20 protein-coding genes, 2 tRNA genes and 1 riboswitch are annotated in these 17,097 nt (G+C 68.3%); of the genes, 7 read left to right on the plus strand and 15 right to left on the minus strand.

Annotated elements, in window-relative coordinates; translation table 11 throughout:
* Nucleotides 1-9: 9 nt before the first annotated feature.
* The 3 genes from HII28_RS03225 to HII28_RS03235 all read right to left on the minus strand — a co-directional run bounded on the left by HII28_RS03225 (nucleotide 10) and on the right by HII28_RS03235 (nucleotide 1,165).
* Nucleotides 10-85 (minus strand) — tRNA-Arg (locus tag HII28_RS03225).
* Between the two features lie 124 nt (nucleotides 86-209).
* A complete protein-coding gene (locus HII28_RS03230; RefSeq protein WP_170024091.1) occupies nucleotides 210-824 on the minus strand; it encodes a hypothetical protein in 615 nt (204 codons plus the stop codon).
* 80 nt (nucleotides 825-904) lie between these two features.
* Nucleotides 905-1,165, minus strand: a complete 261-nt coding sequence (locus HII28_RS03235; RefSeq protein WP_170024092.1) for a thioredoxin family protein — start codon at nucleotides 1,163-1,165, stop codon at nucleotides 905-907.
* 125 nt (nucleotides 1,166-1,290) lie between these two features.
* On the opposite strand from HII28_RS03235, the gene orn reads away from it, so the two are divergent.
* Together orn and HII28_RS03245 are read left to right on the plus strand one after the other, a co-directional pair.
* A complete protein-coding gene (gene orn / locus HII28_RS03240) occupies nucleotides 1,291-1,932 on the plus strand; it encodes an oligoribonuclease (RefSeq protein WP_170024093.1) in 642 nt (213 codons plus the stop codon).
* A 35-nt stretch (nucleotides 1,933-1,967) separates the two neighbouring features.
* Nucleotides 1,968-2,043 (plus strand) — tRNA-His (locus HII28_RS03245).
* A 70-nt stretch (nucleotides 2,044-2,113) separates the two neighbouring features.
* Here HII28_RS03245 and HII28_RS03250 read toward each other — a convergent pair.
* Nucleotides 2,114-2,599, minus strand: coding sequence for a GNAT family N-acetyltransferase (locus HII28_RS03250; protein ID WP_170024094.1), 486 nt, complete (start codon nucleotides 2,597-2,599; stop codon nucleotides 2,114-2,116).
* A 263-nt stretch (nucleotides 2,600-2,862) separates the two neighbouring features.
* Between HII28_RS03250 and HII28_RS03255 the strand changes: the two genes are divergently transcribed.
* Nucleotides 2,863-4,947 (plus strand): glycosyl hydrolase family 28-related protein, encoded by a 2,085-nt coding sequence (locus HII28_RS03255; protein WP_170024095.1) that lies wholly within the window; start codon nucleotides 2,863-2,865, stop codon nucleotides 4,945-4,947.
* A 96-nt stretch (nucleotides 4,948-5,043) separates the two neighbouring features.
* Here the strand turns inward: HII28_RS03255 and HII28_RS03260 are convergent, their stop codons facing one another.
* The gene (locus HII28_RS03260; RefSeq protein WP_170024096.1) at nucleotides 5,044-6,537 is read right to left on the minus strand and encodes a protein kinase; all 1,494 of its coding nucleotides are present in this window, start codon (nucleotides 6,535-6,537) and stop codon (nucleotides 5,044-5,046) included.
* 206 nt (nucleotides 6,538-6,743) lie between these two features.
* On the opposite strand from HII28_RS03260, the gene HII28_RS03265 reads away from it, so the two are divergent.
* Complete coding sequence (locus HII28_RS03265; protein ID WP_170025932.1) at nucleotides 6,744-7,091, plus strand: metallopeptidase family protein; 348 nt, start codon at nucleotides 6,744-6,746, stop codon at nucleotides 7,089-7,091.
* A gap of 27 nt (nucleotides 7,092-7,118) precedes the next feature.
* On the opposite strand, the gene HII28_RS03270 is transcribed toward HII28_RS03265, so the two are convergent.
* Genes HII28_RS03270 through HII28_RS03290 form a run of 5 tightly spaced genes read right to left on the minus strand, consistent with a single transcriptional unit; the run spans nucleotide 7,119 to nucleotide 11,051 of the window.
* A complete protein-coding gene (locus HII28_RS03270) occupies nucleotides 7,119-7,379 on the minus strand; it encodes a hypothetical protein (RefSeq protein WP_170024097.1) in 261 nt (86 codons plus the stop codon).
* 9 nt (nucleotides 7,380-7,388) lie between these two features.
* Nucleotides 7,389-8,051: an ATP-binding protein gene (locus HII28_RS03275; RefSeq protein WP_240977219.1), complete on the minus strand. Its 663-nt coding sequence runs from the start codon at nucleotides 8,049-8,051 to the stop codon at nucleotides 7,389-7,391.
* On the minus strand, nucleotides 8,038-8,835 hold the full coding sequence (locus HII28_RS03280; protein ID WP_170024098.1) for an energy-coupling factor transporter transmembrane component T: 798 nt from the start codon (nucleotides 8,833-8,835) through the stop codon (nucleotides 8,038-8,040). The genes HII28_RS03275 and HII28_RS03280 overlap by 14 nt, the downstream gene beginning before the upstream one ends.
* Nucleotides 8,832-10,358 carry an ATP-binding cassette domain-containing protein gene (locus HII28_RS03285; protein ID WP_170024099.1) on the minus strand — a complete coding sequence of 509 codons (1,527 nt, stop codon included), beginning with the start codon at nucleotides 10,356-10,358 and terminating at the stop codon, nucleotides 8,832-8,834. The genes HII28_RS03280 and HII28_RS03285 overlap by 4 nt, the downstream gene beginning before the upstream one ends.
* Nucleotides 10,359-11,051 (minus strand): ECF transporter S component, encoded by a 693-nt coding sequence (locus tag HII28_RS03290; protein WP_170024100.1) that lies wholly within the window; start codon nucleotides 11,049-11,051, stop codon nucleotides 10,359-10,361. It lies immediately after the preceding gene.
* A gap of 60 nt (nucleotides 11,052-11,111) precedes the next feature.
* Nucleotides 11,112-11,222, minus strand: a riboswitch (TPP riboswitch).
* A 176-nt stretch (nucleotides 11,223-11,398) separates the two neighbouring features.
* On the opposite strand from HII28_RS03290, the gene HII28_RS03295 reads away from it, so the two are divergent.
* The gene (locus HII28_RS03295; RefSeq protein ID WP_170024101.1) at nucleotides 11,399-11,617 is read left to right on the plus strand and encodes a hypothetical protein; all 219 of its coding nucleotides are present in this window, start codon (nucleotides 11,399-11,401) and stop codon (nucleotides 11,615-11,617) included.
* 107 nt (nucleotides 11,618-11,724) lie between these two features.
* Here the strand turns inward: HII28_RS03295 and HII28_RS03300 are convergent, their stop codons facing one another.
* On the minus strand, nucleotides 11,725-12,066 hold the full coding sequence (locus HII28_RS03300; RefSeq protein WP_170024102.1) for a hypothetical protein: 342 nt from the start codon (nucleotides 12,064-12,066) through the stop codon (nucleotides 11,725-11,727).
* A 59-nt stretch (nucleotides 12,067-12,125) separates the two neighbouring features.
* A complete protein-coding gene (locus HII28_RS03305) occupies nucleotides 12,126-13,436 on the minus strand; it encodes a DNA polymerase IV (protein ID WP_170024103.1) in 1,311 nt (436 codons plus the stop codon).
* A gap of 222 nt (nucleotides 13,437-13,658) precedes the next feature.
* On the opposite strand from HII28_RS03305, the gene HII28_RS03310 reads away from it, so the two are divergent.
* The gene (locus HII28_RS03310) at nucleotides 13,659-14,663 is read left to right on the plus strand and encodes an aldo/keto reductase family protein (RefSeq protein ID WP_170024104.1); all 1,005 of its coding nucleotides are present in this window, start codon (nucleotides 13,659-13,661) and stop codon (nucleotides 14,661-14,663) included.
* Nucleotides 14,664-14,850: 187 nt separating this feature from the next.
* On the opposite strand, the gene HII28_RS03315 is transcribed toward HII28_RS03310, so the two are convergent.
* The 3 genes from HII28_RS03315 to HII28_RS03325 all read right to left on the minus strand — a co-directional run bounded on the left by HII28_RS03315 (nucleotide 14,851) and on the right by HII28_RS03325 (nucleotide 16,267).
* Complete coding sequence (locus tag HII28_RS03315; RefSeq protein ID WP_170024105.1) at nucleotides 14,851-15,510, minus strand: hypothetical protein; 660 nt, start codon at nucleotides 15,508-15,510, stop codon at nucleotides 14,851-14,853.
* Between the two features lie 77 nt (nucleotides 15,511-15,587).
* Nucleotides 15,588-15,938 carry a gamma-glutamylcyclotransferase family protein gene (locus HII28_RS03320; protein WP_170024106.1) on the minus strand — a complete coding sequence of 117 codons (351 nt, stop codon included), beginning with the start codon at nucleotides 15,936-15,938 and terminating at the stop codon, nucleotides 15,588-15,590.
* On the minus strand, nucleotides 15,935-16,267 hold the full coding sequence (locus HII28_RS03325) for a hypothetical protein (RefSeq protein WP_170024107.1): 333 nt from the start codon (nucleotides 16,265-16,267) through the stop codon (nucleotides 15,935-15,937). Before HII28_RS03325 ends, HII28_RS03320 begins: the two co-directional genes overlap by 4 nt.
* Nucleotides 16,268-16,332: 65 nt before the next feature.
* Here HII28_RS03325 and HII28_RS03330 point away from each other — a divergent pair, with 65 nt between their 5' ends.
* Nucleotides 16,333-17,001 (plus strand): SDR family oxidoreductase, encoded by a 669-nt coding sequence (locus HII28_RS03330; protein WP_170024108.1) that lies wholly within the window; start codon nucleotides 16,333-16,335, stop codon nucleotides 16,999-17,001.
* The last annotated feature ends 96 nt before the right edge of the window (nucleotides 17,002-17,097 follow it).

The raw sequence follows: 17,097 nt of genomic DNA on the forward strand, positions 1-17,097 counted from the left end.
TCCTTGAGTTGGTGCCCCCGGCAGGAATCGAACCTGCGACCAAGAGATTAGAAGGCTCCTGCTCTATCCGCTGAGCTACGGGGGCGTGCGCAGTCTCTGAGAGACGCGCCGGGCGGGTTCCAGGCTACCGTAGGGCGGCGCTCGACCCGGCGTCATGCGGGTTCGGAGGCCGGTGGCATCCGTGGCGTCGGAGAGCGGCCCTTGCGAACTCAGCGTGTCGCCGAGGCGTCGATCTGCACCGGATATCCCGCCCGCAGCACCGCGAGCGTCGCGGGCGGTGTGATGGCCGCTGCGGTTCCACGACTCGGTCGACGTGACCTGCCGGCGTAACCGGTCGGGGTCCATTCGACGAGCGCGTCGCCGAGCACAAGGCGCGGTGCCCCGTCATCGAGAACGAACGCGCCATCGGGAACATCCGTCCACGACACCGCGTGCACGCGCCGTCGATGCGACCGCGGTTGCAGCCGTTCGGCGTGCAGACGGTCGTTGACGCCCGCCGCGGTCGGCCGCTGGCCGCCCAGCGAATCGTGCCAGGCATCCACGTAGTCGACGTATGCGCCGTGCCGGCACTCCGCGCATGGTCTGTGACCGGCCGCGAACGCGACCGCCTCATCGTGGAAGAAGAGGAACGTGTAGTGGTGAGGCTTCCATTGCTCCTGCCAACGCCTGCGGAACTCGAGGGCGCACACGATCCACAGCTTGCCCGAATGGAAGCGCACGATCTCGTGCCCCTCGTGGATCCGACCCTTGTTGCCTGTCCAGGCACCGCGCAACGGGCTGGCGATGATGTCGCCCATCGGAGTCACTCGGTTGCGTTCAGGCACGTCTCCTCCTCGATCGCGCGTGCGGTGAAGCAGTCATCCGGATGTCGCACACCGCGTCATCCGCGCAACTGCAGCACCGCTCAGATCGCCTTCGCCGCAGCGACGAGCACCTGTGCGAGCGTGGGCACGCCGACCGCGCGGAACACCTCATCGCCCTTGGAATCCAGCACGACGACCGTCGGCGTCGCGTGGATCCCCGCGGCCCGTGCACGCTCCTCGAAACGCACGACATCGAACTCCGTGACCGTGGCATCCGGAACGAGCCGTTCCGCCTCGGCGAGCACGCCTCGCGTCTGCAAGCACGGTTCGCAGAATGCGGACGTGAACAGCTGCAACTCCACAGTCGGAGTCTAGGGGCGTGTCCGACGATTAGGGCTGGCCGTCGTGCGCTCGGCCGGACGGCGAGCGGCCGATGCCCCAGTCCATCGCATCGGCACCGTCGGGGGCCGTCGATAGACTTCAGCCCATGCCAGCTGCGAACGACGCCCTCGTGTGGATCGACTGCGAGATGACCGGACTCGACCTGGAGGTCGACGAACTGGTCGAGATCGCCGTGGTGGTCACCGACTTCGAACTCGTGCCACTCGATCCGGGCATCGACATCATCATCAAGCCCGACCAGAGCGCCCTGGACAACATGGGCGACTTCGTGCGCCAGATGCACACTACGAGCGGACTGATCGAGGAGATCCCGAACGGCAAGAGCCTCGCCGAGGCGGAGTACGAGGTGATGGAGTACATCCTCCAGTTCGTACCGAACGAGCAGAAAGCCCCGCTGGCAGGCAACACCATCGGCACGGACCGCATGTTCCTCGCCAAGTACATGCCCCGGCTGGACGGCCACCTCCACTACCGCAACGTCGACGTGTCGTCGATCAAGGAACTGGCCCGCCGCTGGTTCCCGCGCGTGTACTTCAACGCGCCGGAGAAGAACGGCGGACACCGCGCACTGGCGGACATCCGCGAATCCATCCGCGAGCTCGACTACTACCGTCGCGCGGTCTTCACGTCGGCGCCCGGACCGACTTCGGACGACTGCCAGAAGATCGCCGCCGAGGTCGTCGAGCTGTGGGATCCGCGCATGTCGATTGAAGCCTCCAGCATGTAATAGAATCGTCTGGTTGCCCGGCGACGGGCGGCATGGTGGGTATAGCTCAGCTGGTAGAGCGCCTGGTTGTGGTCCAGGAGGTCGCGGGTTCAAGCCCCGTTACTCACCCCAAGGAAAGCCTCGGCGGCCGAGCTTGCTCGACTGCCGAGGCCGACGCAGAGGCCCAGGCGCGTTGCGCCGATCACCTCACCAAGAGCACCTTCTTCAGGTGCACGATCGCTCCCCCGGGAACCGTCTGTTCGCGTACTCGGACATAGCCGAGCCTCTCGTACAGAGCGATATTCGAGGTCATCTTCACGTTCGTGAAGAGGCGGATGCTGTCGCACGCCGAGTCGCCGGCGAGCTCCTCCGCGTGCGCCAGCAGCCGCCGCCCTAGTCCCTCGCCCTGGCGCCGGGGCGCCACGGCGACGTTGACCACGACGAGCCCTTCCTCGTCGACGTCCGTCTCGATCAGGCCGACGAGTTCGCCCTCGTCCCGGAGAAGGTCGATTCGGTGCTCGAGGACCGCACGCGAGTAGTCGACGTTCATGGGCAGCGGTTGATATCCCAGCTCCGGCACCCACTTCGCGTACGCCTCGTTCACGAACTCGGTGATCGCCTCGGCGTCACCGACGTCCCCTCGGTGCAGGGTGAAGCTGCTTCCGGCGTCCGTCGATCGATCGGTCATCGTCCCACCGTTCCATGGCCCAGGCGATCCTGTCGAGCCTCCGTCGCTTCCGTCGGATTTCGGCAAGCGGGAGCGGATGTCGCTGCCTCGTTCGCATCGATTGCGCCCGTTTTCGCAAGAACTCGACAGATCACAGACATTTCATAAGTACCTCTTGTGTCGGTGGTGCGAGCGGACGTACTGTCGCCTCGCTCACGGCGGGTGCGAAGGGTTGCGCCGTCCAGGTCGCCGGATGCAGCACACCTGACGAGAGGAAGTCGACGATGACCCCCACCCCGCACCGACGCGCTTCGGCGCGCGCCGTTCGGCCCGCCGCCGCGCCGCACAGGAGGGGACGTCTCCGCCTTGCGGTAACGCTCACCGCGACCGTGACCCTTGCGGCGGGCCTCGTGACGGGACTCGGAGCACCCGCGTTCGCAGCACACGGTGCCGCATCCCCTGTGCCGACACGTGCCGGGCTCGATCCCAGCCTGGTCACCGGCCGGGGTGCCACCGTCGGCTTCGTCGAGCAGGAGGCCGAGAAGGCCGTGACGAACGGTACGGTGATCGGTCCGTCCACGGCCGCGTACACACTGCCGGCCGAGGCATCCGGACGCTCCGCCGTCTCGTTGAAGCCCGGGCAGTACGTGCAGTTCACGCTGCCTGCGGCAACCGACGCGATCACCGTGCGATACAGCATCCCCGATGCACCGAACGGGGGCGGTATCACTGCACCGCTCGAGGTGACCGGCAACGGCTACGAGAGGACCATGACGCTCACATCGCAGTACTCGTGGCTCTACAACGCGTACCCGTTTTCGAACGATCCGACGCTGACCACCTCGATCGAGCCGGATTGGTGGACCGTGGAGTGCGGCTGCGCCCCCGGTTCGACGACCACGTTCCCCGCACCGTTCCGCCCGAACCACTTCTACGACGAACAGCGGATGCTGCTCGGACGCACATTGCCCGCCGGGAGCATCCTGCGCCTCACCGCTCCCACCGCGTCGAACGCCTCGGCGACCGTGATCGATCTGCTGGACACGCAGCGCGTCGGACCGGCCAGGGCGCCGCACGGCAGGATGGTCGATGTGCTGGCCTTCGGCGCTGATCCGTCGGGACGGCACGACTCTGCCGACGCGTTCGACAGAGCGATCGCCGCCGCCACGAAGGCTCACCTGCCGGTCTATGTGCCGCGCGGCACCTTCCAGGTGAACCGCCACATCGTGGTCGACAACGTCACGATCGAGGGCGCGGGCAGCTGGTACACGATCATCAAGGGCCATCAGGTGAGCCTCGCGACACCCGCTCCTGACGGATCCGTACATACGGGCGTCGGCTTCTACGGCAAGGATGCCTCCGCGGGCGGCAGCCGCAATGTCCACCTTTCCGGCTTCGCGATCGAGGGGGATGTCCGCGAGCGCATCGACACCGACCAGGTGAACGGCATCGGCGGGGCGTTCGACGACTCCACGTTCGACGGCCTGTACATCCAGCACACCAAGGTGGGCATCTGGCTCGACGGGCCGATGAACGACGTATCGATCACGAACTCGCAGATCGTGGACCAGATCGCGGACGGCATCAACTTCCACGGTGGCGTCACCGACTCGGTCGTGCGGAACAACTTCATCCGCAACACCGGCGACGACGCGCTGGCGATGTGGTCCGAGAAGGTCGAGGACGCGCACGATGTTTTCGACCACAACACCGTGCAGACGCCTGTGCTCGCCAACGGCATCGCGCTCTACGGCGGTTCGGATGACACCGTCGCGAACAACCTGATCGCGGATCCGATCCGAGAGGGCAGCGGTATCCAGGTGGGATCACGGTTCGGTGCCGAGCCGTTCACCGGCACGATCACGATCGCCGACAACACGACAGTGCGGGCCGGCACGTTCGAGCTGAACTGGAACATCGGCCTCGGCGCCATCTGGTTCTACGCTCTGGAGCGGAACATCGACGCGGACATCGAGGTGACGGGCGACTCGTTCCTCGACAACACCTACAACGCGATCATGCTGGTCACCGACTTCCCGGTGAAGGACCAGTTCTCGATCACGAACGTGCACTTCTCGAACATCAAGGTGGACGGCACAGGTACGTCCGTGCTGAGCGCCCGCACCGCGGGTTCCGCATCGTTCCAGAACGTCCAGGCCCGCAACGTGGGCGCCGTCGGCATCAACAACTGCGGGGCGTTCGACTTCACTCCGTCGGGCAGTGAGTTCGCAGTCCAGGACCTGGGCGGCAACACCTCGAGCGGCACCAACACCACCGGCCCGTGGATGGCGCCGTGGGAGCTGCCGAACACGATCACCTGCGACGACCGTCCGGCGGTGGTTCCGCCGCCTGCACCGTCGGTTTGGTGACGCTCTGACCGAAGGTCACCGGTGGGCCGGTCGCGCACTCGCGGCCGGCCCACCGGTGCAGTGCAACGGAGCCGTCGACCGACCTTCTCAGCCTGGTCAGGCGGCAGTGGTTCGCAGGCGTGCGGCGTCCGCGTCCCAAGCGAGCATCAGCCCGGCGAGGGCGACCAGGTCGTGCAGAGACTCGAGCTGCTCGTGGTCCAGTTGTCTGGGCTCCGAACCCGCGACGCAGAGCGCAGCGATCACCCTGCCGCCCCGCGATCGTACGGGGAGTCCGATGCAGAACGAGGGCGTCGTCACGTCCTCGGACTGGGACCATGCACTCGATCGCGGATCTGCGGAGCCGTCTTCCACCAGCACCGGCTCGCCGCTGGCGGCGACCGCACGGCAGAGCCAGTCCAGATCGCCGGATACGTCTCCCGTGCGCGACACGACACGCACCGCCTCGCCCTGGACGAGACCCAGCGCCGACGACTCGGCACGGCACGTGCGCGCCGCGATCGCGGTGATCCTGTCGAAGGATCCGGTGAGCGAGAGCTCGGGCACCGCTTCGGCCGGAACCGCGCGGTGACGGCTGCTCTCGGTCAGCATCAGCTGACGCAGGGCGGCAACAAGCTCGCGGCCGGTCGGCCGCTCCCGGGGATCTCGCGCGGTCATCGCCGCGAGGAGCATCCGCCACTGCTCGGGAAGTTCCTGAGGAATCGCGGGATCGGTCGACAGGCGGGCGATCGCCGACTGCACAGGTCCGCCGGGGAACGCGAGCGTGCGTGTGTGGCATTCCAGGAGAACGAGTCCCAGCGAATACACATCGCTGGCACCGCCGAGGTCATCGCCGCGAGCCTGCTCGGGGCTCAGATAAGCCGCCGTTCCGGTGGTGACGCCGTCGACGGTTGCACGTTCCATGCCCGACGTGAGTGCGATGCCGAAGTCGGTCAGTTGAGCTCTGGCGCGTCCGCCGTTCTCGCCGTCGGCGACGATGAGAACGTTGCCCGGCTTGAGGTCCCGGTGGATGACCCCGTGCCCGTGCACGTACTCGAGCGCCTCAGCGAGGTCGTATCCAACCTCGGCGATGTGTCTCGGCGAGATCGCGCCGTGGTCGATCCAGGTGCGCAGATCGCTGCCCTCGACGCGTTCCAGTACGAGGTAGCGGTGCTGGGCACCCTGCGGGTCCGGTGCGATGCCCGCATCGATCAGGGTCACGACCCCGTGGTGGCTCAACCCGGCGAGAACATCGATCTCGCCTTGCTGGCGTGCGGAATCCTCGCCCGAGATCTCGTGCTTGAAGACCTTGACCGCCACCTCGCGGCCGAGATGCTCGTCCACGGCTGCGTAGACGATCGACGTGCCGCCCTCGCCGAGGGTTCCGGTGATCGTGTATCGCGACGGAGGCCGACCACCGGCAGCAACGGCCGGCACTCCGGTGAGTCCGTCACCGGTCGGAGGCGTGGTGATGGGCGGCGAGGTGATGGGTGCTCCGGTGACCGACGCCACGCTCAGGTGCGGCATGCCGTAGGAGGGAGCGCTGATCGGCGGCGGTGCCGCGACGGGCGCGAACCCGCCTCCGCTCGGAGTTGCGTTGGAAGGGTCAGACATCGGTCCTCGTGTCGGGCTGGTCCGGAGATGCTCCGGAGTCGGTCCGGCAGGCCCCCCACCGGTCGAACGAGTGTACCCGGCCGACCTTTCCGGCACGAACGGAATGACCGAGCGACGCGTCTGGATGCGAAAAGCGGTCGGGATCGGCGCACCGGAATCCGTGCCATCGCCTCACGCACTACGGCTCATGGCACGCTGGTCAGGTGATGAGCATGGATGCCGACGCGTTCGAGCGGCTCGTCGTCGACGAGCTGGACGCCCTGCCAGATGACATGGTCGACGGGATCGAGAACGTGGTGTTCTTGGTGCAGGATCGCCCGTCCGACGGGTCGCTCGACCTGCTCGGCGAGTACGACGGCGTCGCTCTGACGGAGCGGGATCGGTACGGATTCGGCGAGATGCCGGATCGCATCGTCCTGTACCGGGAGCCCCTGCTGGCCATCTGCGACGACGAGCGACAGCTGCGCGACGAGGTGCACATCACGCTCGTGCACGAGATTGCGCATTATTACGGCATCGACGACGAGGAACTGCACGAGCTCGGCTGGGCGTGACCTCCGCCACGTCCGGCCCGAACGGACTCAGCGCGACGGATCGTCTTCGGGGTCGCTCTCGTAAGGGTCGCTGTCCGGTGCGTCGAAGGAGTACCGCACGTGCACCGTGCCCTGGACCTCACGGCTGTCGACCGCCTTGTACTGGAACTGCGACTCCACCCCGTCGATCGCGGCGAATGCGCTCACCGTCTGGTCGTACTCGCCACGCACGAGGTAACGACGCTCGGCCGTGCCTGCCAGCGGTCCGTCGACATACTCGACGATGTACTCGGTTGCAGAATCACTCATGCCCTAACGCTACCGTGCGGCGGCCGCCGCTCCCCCGGAACGGCGCGGAACCCGGGGCTGGAGACGATCCGTCGTCTCGACCGCGAGATCCGCCAGCCGGTCGGAGCGTTCACGGTCCACGAGCCGCGCCCACTGCTGTTGCCAGACATCCCAGTGCGCGTCGAACCCACCGGCGTCGCGCGTCAGCGCCCGCTCCTTGCGCACGGCGTCGTCGGCGCTCAGCCACACCCGCACGTCGGCGAGCGGAGCGGATGCCCTGGTCAGGCATCCGCAGCCCTCGACGATCAGCGGATGCCCCGCCACCACCACGTGCCACTCCGCCGGTGCAGCCTCGGCCCAGTCCCACCTCTGCCAGCGGCCGGTGCCTCGCGAGCGGAGCGGCTCGAGCAGTTCGGTCACGAGGCTGTGGGATGCGGCGTCGAGGCCGGCCCATCCGGGATAGACGTCGTCCATGCGGACGAGTTCCGCGCTGTGGTCCGGCCAGGCCGCCAGCACCGCGTCGGCGAACGTGGACTTGCCGGATCCACTCGGCCCGTCGATGAGCACCACGGGGGCCGCCGCGGCGGAACGGGCCATCCTGACGACCAGCTCTGCGCTGGAGCGGTAGCTCTGGAACGCCGGATCCGGGTTCCGATCGAATGCTGCGATCTGCGCTTCATCACGAGACGACAAAGTGCCAGCTCCCCGTGCCCACCGCTGCGACCGCAGCGATCACGGCGATCACGACACCGATCGCCACCATCGCCACCTCGGCTCGACCGAAGTGCGATGCGCGCGCCCACGTGCGCGGACGGTCTCCGCCGAATCCCTTGGCCTCCATCGCCGTCGCGAGCTTGCTCCCCCTGCGCAACGACAGCACGAGCAGCGCGAACGATTGCGAGCCGAGCCGGCGCATCCCGCCGACCGGTCCCCCGCCGTCGCCGATGCCGCGCGCGCGACGTGCCCTGGCAAGCGCGCGCCAGTCGTCGATGAACAGACCGACGAGCCGCAACGCGGCGAGAGCACCGAGCACGAACCTGGCGGGAAGATGCACGAGCTGGGCGAGACCGTCTGCCAGTTCGGTGGGGTCGCTCGTGGCGAACAGAATGACGCCGGGGATGCCGATCGCGAGCACGCGCAAGGCGATCGCTCCGGCGAGGAACAGCGATCCCTCCGTGACGGTGATCGGACCGAGTCCCCACAGCACGGCCCCCGAGTCCGCACCGTACAAGGCGGTGGCGACAGCAGCCGCGATCGAGGCGATCCACACCGGCGCCGTGCGCATCCAGAACTGCCGGGCGCCCACCCCGGCGAACGGAAGCAGCATGGCCTCCAGCACGAGCGCGACACCGGCCGACACCCAGTCGATCGTGAGCACCAGGGTGAGGGAGATGACGAGCGCCGCGGCCAGCTTCGCGACGGGATTCACGCGGGCGATCCGGCTGGCGTGCAGATCAAGGGTGAGGACGATGCTCATCTCGGCTCCCCCGTCGCGTCCCGAAGAGGGTTCGTCAGCTCGTTCGCGTCTCGCGCCGACAGTGCGAGCACGTCATCCGCCAGTACGCGCACGAACGCATCATCGTGCGTGACGGCGACCACCGCGCTGCCCTCCTCGACCAGCTCGTCGAGCAGGCTCGCGAGTTCGCGCCAGGTGCGGGCATCCTGTCCGAAGGTCGGCTCGTCGAGCACGAGCAGATCGGGACGCGTGGCGATGGCCGTCGCCACCGACAGCCGTCGCTTCTCGCCGCCGGAGAGCGTGAACGGGTTCGCCTCGGCGAGACGCGCCAGGCGCAGCCGACCGAGCAGGTCGTCGATGCGCCGCGTGATCTCGGCGCGGCCGACGCCCGCTGCCCGCGGGCCGACCGCGAGTTCCTCCCGCACGCTCCCGCGGACGAACTGATGCTCCGGGTCCTGGAAGACCGTGCCGATGCGCGTGACCAGCTGGCGCGACCGCCACTTCACGGGCTCGGTTCGCAGTCCGCGGCACAGCGCAGGCGAGGCCTCCAGCACTCCGCTCACGGGCCGCAGCAAACCGGCGGCGGTGAGCGCGAGCGTCGACTTGCCTGCACCGTTCGGTCCGACGACGGCGAGAGCCCGACCTCGCGCGACCTCGAAGTCGATTCCGGATGCCGCCACCTGCGCCGTCCGCGTGCCGAAGGGTGTGCGGCCGACTGCGAGGTCGCGACCGGCGAGGAGCCGTTCGCCGGCGGAGGTGGTCGGCCGCGCGCGATCCGGAGTGATGCCGGGCACCCACACGCCTGCGGCATCGAGCGCGGATGCCTCGCGACGCAGCACGTCGTCTGGGCGACCGTCCGCGAGGATGCCGCCAGCAGCATCCAGCACCACGACGCGGTCCACGAGGTCGGCCCATACCGCCACTCGATGCTCGACGACGATCAGGGTCGCGCCGGAGTCTTCGGCGAGGCGCGCTACGGCATCCCGCACCTCGGCGACGCCCCGCGGGTCGAGGTTGGCCGTCGGCTCATCGAGGAGCAGCAGCCCCGGACGCATCGCGATCGCGCCGGCCAGTGCGAGCCGCTGCTTCTGCCCGCCGGAAAGCGCGGAGGTCGGTGCATCAAGCGGCAGGCCCAGCCCGACCGCATCGAGCGCGTGGCGCACGCGCGGCCAGATCTGCTCCCGCGGAACGGCAGCGTTCTCGCAGCCGAAGGCGACGTCGTCGCCGACCCGGGCCATGACGACCTGGGAGTCCGGATCCTGCAGCACGAGTCCGACGCGGTCGCGCGCCGCGGCGGGCGCCAGACCGTCGACCGTCAGCTCTCCGGCGGGTTCGCCCTCATCGTCCCCGCCGAGCACGCCGGCGAGGGCGTGCAGGAGCGTCGACTTGCCCGCGCCGCTGGCACCGAGCAGCAGCACCCGTTCGCCCTCTGCGATCTCGAGGTCGAGGTCGCGGACCGCCCAGCGGGATCGGCCGGCGTGCCGCCATCCCCATCCCCTGGCGCGTACCCGCGATCCGCGGCGGATCTCGTGTGTGTCGGACATTCAGACGGTGCTTTCCGCCCGCCCGCTCTGCGCTGAACGTTCGGCGGCGTCGCCTGCATCGCCGGCGGGATCCCCGTCATCCACGATTCGCGCGCGCCGTCCTGCGGCGAACCGGTTCAGAGCACCCGTCGCAGCGAGGCCGCGCACCACCAGCCAGCCGAGGACGCCGGCGATGAGGGCACCGGAGAGCACAGCCGTGTCGAAGTACAGCCACTTCTGGGCGGCATCCAGCGCTGCCAGCGAGGTGAACGTCGTGTCGAGCACGCCGGTCGACGCTCCCGCCAGTGCCCCAGCGAAGACGGCGGCACCGAGGTTCCAGACGCGGTAGAGCAGTATCGCGAAGGCGATCTCCGCGCCCAGACCCTCCACTGCGGCCCAGATGAAGTTCGTGAATCCCCACTCGTTGCCGATGAGCATCTCGACGACGCCGGCGACGACCTCGGTGAACAGCGCAGCACCTGGCTTGCGCACGATGAGACCGCCGATGACACCGGCGAACAGCCAGCCGCCGGCGAGCAGGCCGGCTGCACCGGGACCGAGGAAAGTCAAAGCTGCGGACAAAGGAGTCCAGGCGAGTCCCCACGCCCAGAAGATGACGCCGGACGCGACGCCGACGACGGCCGCGACGATGATGTCGACGACGCGCCAGCGGTAAATGCGCCGGGGGGATACGGCGGAAATGGTGGCGTGCACGATTCGTGCCCTTTCGTTCGAGTGAAACGTGGGCACGGGTGGATGCCTCGCACGTGCGAGGCGCCCCAGAGATGGCCTCCCTGCGCTGGCATGATCCAGATCAGGTTCGACGGTCGAAGGTTGGAGAACCTTCCTCTCAGCCCGGCTCACCGGACTCCCGTGTTCAACGCACGAGTATAGCCAGCGGCAGCCGGGCTGGCGTCACTCGGGTGACCCGGCGGCCACCGTTGCCACGTGCACCGCGTCACTCGACGTCGTTCGACGGGAGGGGGCGCGGATTCCTTGCGTACGGTGGGCGCGTCGCATCCGCGTAGTCTTGACCGCGGACGGGAGACGAGGAGGCGCCGATGTTCATCATGTGGGTGCTGCTCTTCATGGCCCTCGCGTTCGTCGTCATGCTCCGCATCATGGTGATGCGCATGCGCCGGTTCGAGCGGATCGCCGCAGAAAAGCGGGCCGAGTTGGCGCGTATCGCGGCGGCGCGAGCCGCACGCGAAGCCGCGGCGCGACGCTCTCGCGAGCTCGAAGCGGCAGACGGAGCAAGCGATTCACCGAGCGCTCCCTGACCGCCAGAGACTTCCCGGCCGTCCGGCGCGCTTCCGCTACGCAGACGACGTTCCACCGGCGCAGCGCGCCACCCGGTCTCTGCAGCGCAAACGGCTCGGCGTCGGAATCAGCGACGCCTGCCGCGCAGCGATCTGAAGACCAGAGCGACGCCCCGCGTCGTGACCCAGGCGAAGGGGATGGCGACGGCCAGCAGAGCGATCGGGTTCGGCTCGAACCGCACCCCCGCTTTGTCCTTGATGTAGGCGCCGATCGGAATGCTCGCGCCACCTCCGCCCCCACCGGAACCGAGCGCGGGTGCCTGTTCGCCCTCGCCGCCCCCGAAACCGAACCACGCCAGGGCGACAGGAATGACCGTGACGTCGTCGAGCGTCACCGGATCGCCGTAGGCGGTCCTCACGCCGGCAGTGGACTTGACGGTCTCGGCGAGCTTGAGCACGAAGTCAGCCATAACCCAACGGTACTCGCGACCTCGCCGGGCGGAAAGGATGCTGCCCGGTCCGTTCGTGATCAGTCCGAGTCCGCCGGCGCATCCGGTGTGCGACCTTGTCTGCGGGCCTCGCCCTCTTGGATCACGCGGGCATTGGCCGTATCGCCCACCTTGCGCGGCCGGGTGCCGACCAGTGCCGCCGATGTGACAGTTCCGGCACCGAACCGCGCTGTCACACGATCGACGGCGTTCTCCGCGTCGCGCCACTCCTCGTCCGGGTCCCAGAGCGATGGGCCGCCGGATCCGGCAGGCAGCAGCTGCTCGCCGCGCACCCCGAGGAGTCGGATGGCGTCGCCCGGCCGCAGCGCGGCATCCAGGAGGTCGACGGCCTCTTCGTAGATACGCCGGCCGACATCACTCGGTTCGCCGAGCGTTCTGGACCGCGAGATCGTGCGGAAGTCCGCGTAGCGCAGCTTCAGCGCGACGGTGCGCGCGGCGAGCCCGTGCGAGCGGAGCCGGGCCGCCACCTGCGTGGACAGCCGCAGCAGCTCGCGGCGCAGCACAGCGGCATCCGTCACGTCATGCTCGAACGTCTGCTCGTGTCCGATACTCTTCTCGCGCGAGACCGGTTCGACGCCTCTGGCGTCGATCCCGTTGGCGAGCTGGTGGAGCTTCACGCCTGACGCGTCGCCCACCCAGCCGCGGAGCACGTCGATCGGAGTGGCCGCCACGTCACCCACCGAGCGCAGGCCGTATCGGTGCAACGTCTCCTGCGTGGCGGGCCCGACGCCCCACAGTGCGCCGACCGGAAGGGGATGCAGGAAGGCGAGGGTGTCTGCGACGGGAACCACGAGCATCCCGTCGGGCTTCGCCTTCGTCGATGCGAGCTTCGCCATGAACTTCGTGCCGGCGACGCCGACCGAGCACGTGAGCCCGGTCTCGTCGAGCACACGCCGCCGGATGCCGGCAGCGATCGTCGACGGTGAGCCGAGGAGCCGAACGGCGCCCGCCACGTCGAGGAACGCCTCGTCGATGCTCACCTGCTCGACGAGCGGTGTGACATCGCCGAAGATGGCGACCACCTGTCTGGAGTAGTGCGCGTACTTGTCGAAGTGCGGCTCGAGGATGACGGCATCGGGGCACAGCCGCAGCGCCTGACTCACCGGCATCGCGCTGCGCACGCCCTTGCGTCGCGCCTCATAGGTGGCACTCGACACGACCGAGCGGCCGGATGCGTGTCCGACGATCGCGGGCCGACCGCGCAGCTCGGGTCGGTCGAGCAGTTCGACGGAGGCGTAGAACGCGTCCATGTCGACGTGCAGCTTCGTCGCGCCCGCGTCGTCGACGGGTCCCACTGTGACCTGCCTGTCTCGTCCGTCGCCGCGTCCCACGGTCCAAGTGTCGCATCGGCCGCCGACACCAGTCTCGACGCTCAGCCGGCCATCCTGCTACGCCGCCTGAGGGGGGCGTTCTGCCGTCGAACGCACCGAAGTGCGGGTCATGTCCGGTGGACGAGGCCGTTCGGCGCAGTTGACGTGGCGGCCGGTTCGTTCACCGATGCTTCGGGAAACGGGTGGCCATGGGGTGGGGATCCGCCGGATAACGTTGGATCCATGCAATTCAGATATCTGGGCAACAGCGGTCTCAAGATCTCGGAGATCATCTACGGCAACTGGCTCACCCACGGCTCGCAGGTGGAGAACGAGGTCGCGACCGCGTCCGTTCGCGCTGCGCTGGAGGCGGGCATCACGACCTTCGACACGGCTGACGCCTATGCGAACACCGCTGCCGAGAAGGTGCTCGGCGACGCGCTGAAGGATCAGCGCCGGGCGTCGCTGGAGATCTTCACGAAGGTCTACTGGCCGACCGGACCCCGTGGACACAACGACACCGGCCTCAGCCGCAAGCACATCATGGAGTCGATCGACGGTTCGCTCTCCCGTCTCGGCACCGACTACGTCGACCTGTACCAGGCGCACCGATACGACCACGAGACGCCGCTCGAAGAGACGATGCAGGCGTTCGCGGATGTCGTGCGCGCAGGCAAGGCGCTCTACATCGGCGTCAGCGAGTGGAACGCGGAGCAGCTCCGCGCCGGACACGCGCTGTCGAAGGAGCTCGGGTTCCAGCTCATCTCCAACCAGCCGCAGTACTCCATGCTGTGGCGGGTGATCGAGTCGGAGGTCGTCCCGACCTCGAAGGAGCTCGGCATCTCGCAGATCGTGTGGTCGCCCGTGGCACAGGGCGTGCTCACCGGCAAGTACAAGCCGGGTGCGGAACTGCCGGCCGGCAGCCGGGCTACCGACGAGAAGGGCGGCGCAGGCGCCATCAAGGACTTCCTGTCCGACGAGGTGCTTGGTGCCGTGCAGAAGCTGCAGCCGATCGCCGACGAGGCGGGCCTCACGCTCGCGCAGCTGGCCGTCGCGTGGGTTCTCCAGAACCCGAACGTGGCCGGTGCCATCGTGGGCGCTTCGCGTCCCGAGCAGGTCGCATCCAATGCGCAGGCCGCAGGCGTCAAGCTCGACGCCGAGGCACTCGCCCGGATCGACGAGGTGATCAGCCCGGTCGCGAAGACCGACGCGTCCCTCACGAAGTCACCCGCGACGCGCGTCGCGTAGCCCGCCGGCCGGCTCTCGCCGGTCGAGCCCGTCGAAACCAGGGTCCCAGGCTCGGTTCAGACAGGCTCGACCGGCGGTCCGGTCCGATTCCGCATGATCGACCAGCGGTCCGGCTCGATTCGAGATGCTCGACGAGCAGTCCGTCTGCCCGTCTCGAGGAACGAACTCAACCGACCGCCAAGACGGCCTACACCAGCGCCGCGACGAGCGGCTCGAACCAGTCTCGGAACGCCCTGTGGTCGTCGCGCAGGCTCCAGCTGATCACCACGGTGTCCGGGCCGACGACCCACGCGCCAGGCTCGGCGAGGGGTAGCGCCTCGATGTCGAGGCGGAACGATCCGGCCTGCCTGCGCAGCTCGTGCTCGCGCTCCCGAACGACCTCGACGATGTCTGCTGAGTACTCGGCGTGATGGCGCAGATCGTCGGCGAGGTACTCGGCGCGGCGGGCGTTGGACCATGCGACGGCATCCGCGAACCGCTCGATCACGAGATCTTGCAGCTCCAGCTCGCGGTCGAACGCCGCGAAGTGCGGGGGCACGAACGACGTGCTCCACGACGCGACGGCATTCATCCGCACGACGGCCCGTCGCCACCAGCGCGTCCACTCCTCGCCCAGGCCGGATTCCCCGTCTTTCGCCGCCTTCGGCAGAGGATGCCACGGCGTCACCGGGGCGACGGCGAGCATCCTGTCGGCAGCCGGCTGGTGCTGCACCGCAGGAACGATGGCCGGCAGAGCCGGATCACCGACTCCCTCGAGTCCGGCGAGGTCACGCAGGCACAAGGCCATCAGCAGGTCCCACGGGCAGTCCTCCGTGACCCGCCACCGAAGGGTGCCCTCGATGAGCATGGCTCAAGCATAGAATCTGCGACCGACGTCGGCGCCTGTCTGTTCACTGATCATCCGCAGCGGGCGACAGAACGGATTCAGACCTCGACGCTCGCGCCGTCAACGTAGAGCCACGCCGTCTCACCCGTGGACAGCGTCACCGCCACCCTGGTGTAGTCATCCACCTCGTACTCGTCCGCCGCGGCGAGGTCGTCGTCGGTGAGCTCGAGCACGACCCCGTCGACGAGGTCGTGCGCGTTCCCCGTCGCTCTGGCGAACGGATGCTCGGAACTCCCGCTGACCGCAAGGACGTGAGGATCGGTGATGGCGACCGTGTCGAGGACGTAACCGGGCAGCGAGGCGGCACGCATCGGCATCCGTTTGCCGAAGGTGGCCTCCTGCACCGAGGCCAGTTGCAGCGTGCCGTATGAGAAGAGCAGCTGGGTCACGAGTCGCTCTCGTCGGCAGTATCGGCGGGCGGCGCCGTCATCAGGAGGTACTCCGGGATGTCGGCGCGCGACACCGGCCCTGTGCCGTCCGCGCGGTACTGCGGCTCGTCGAAAGCGATGGTCCAGACGCGCCCGGAGAGCGCCTCCACCTCGAACGCCCCGTGCGCAAGCGTCGAAGCGCTCGCGATGATGACGCCGGTCGGATCGCCGACCCAGCCCTTCGAACCCTGCCGCTCGTCGTCGATCACGTGCACCTGCACGCCGACGCCGAAACTCTCATCGAGCGTCCGCGGCTCGCTCTTGTCCCGTCGCCACCACACGAGTGTCATTGTTCCACTCGGCGAGCATCGAACGGCACCTGCGTCAGGCGCGGAGGGCGAGCATGATGGAGAGCATGACACGGGTGGCGATCATCGGAGCGCACGGCAAGATCGCGCAGCAGCTCATGCGAGTGCTGTACGACCGGGGAGACGACTTCATCGGGATCGTGCGGGAAGACGATCACGCCGATGACGTCTACCGTTTCGGCGGCGAGGGCGTGACGTTGGACATCGAGCATGCGGAACCGGATGCCATCGCTCGTGCTTACGAAGACGCCGACGCGATCGTGTTCTCGGCCGGGGCTGGTCCGGGATCCGGTGTCGCGCGCAAGCGGACCGTGGACTTCGAAGGATCCGTGAAGGCTCAGCGAGCGGCAGAACTCGCCGGGATCCGTCGATTCGTGCAGGTCTCGGCGATGGGCATGGACGATCCGGTCGCCGACGACGCCGACGAGTCGTGGAAGGCGTACGTCGAGGCCAAGCGGGACGCGGATGTCGAGCTGCGCGCATCCGACCTCGACTGGACCATCGTGCGCCCCGGATCCCTTACGCTCGACGACGGAACGGGACTCGTGGAGATCGCCCAGCGGGTTTCGCGCGGCGCGATTCCCCGCGAGGATGTCGCCAAGGTGATCGCGGCCGTTCTGGCGACGCCGTCGACGATCCATACTCAGTTCGAGCTGGTATCCGGCTCGACACCCATCGACGAGGCGGTCGCCGGCGTGGCGTCCGCTGAAAGCTGAACGGGCCGACATGGCAGGAATGATCCCGCGAGACCCGCGGTTCTGGAACACGCACGACGATGCGATCGAGCAGCCCCCCGAACAGAGGACGACCCA

This window comes from Planctomonas sp. JC2975, from assembly GCF_012985205.1.
Taxonomy (GTDB): Bacteria; Actinomycetota; Actinomycetes; order Actinomycetales; family Microbacteriaceae; genus Humibacter.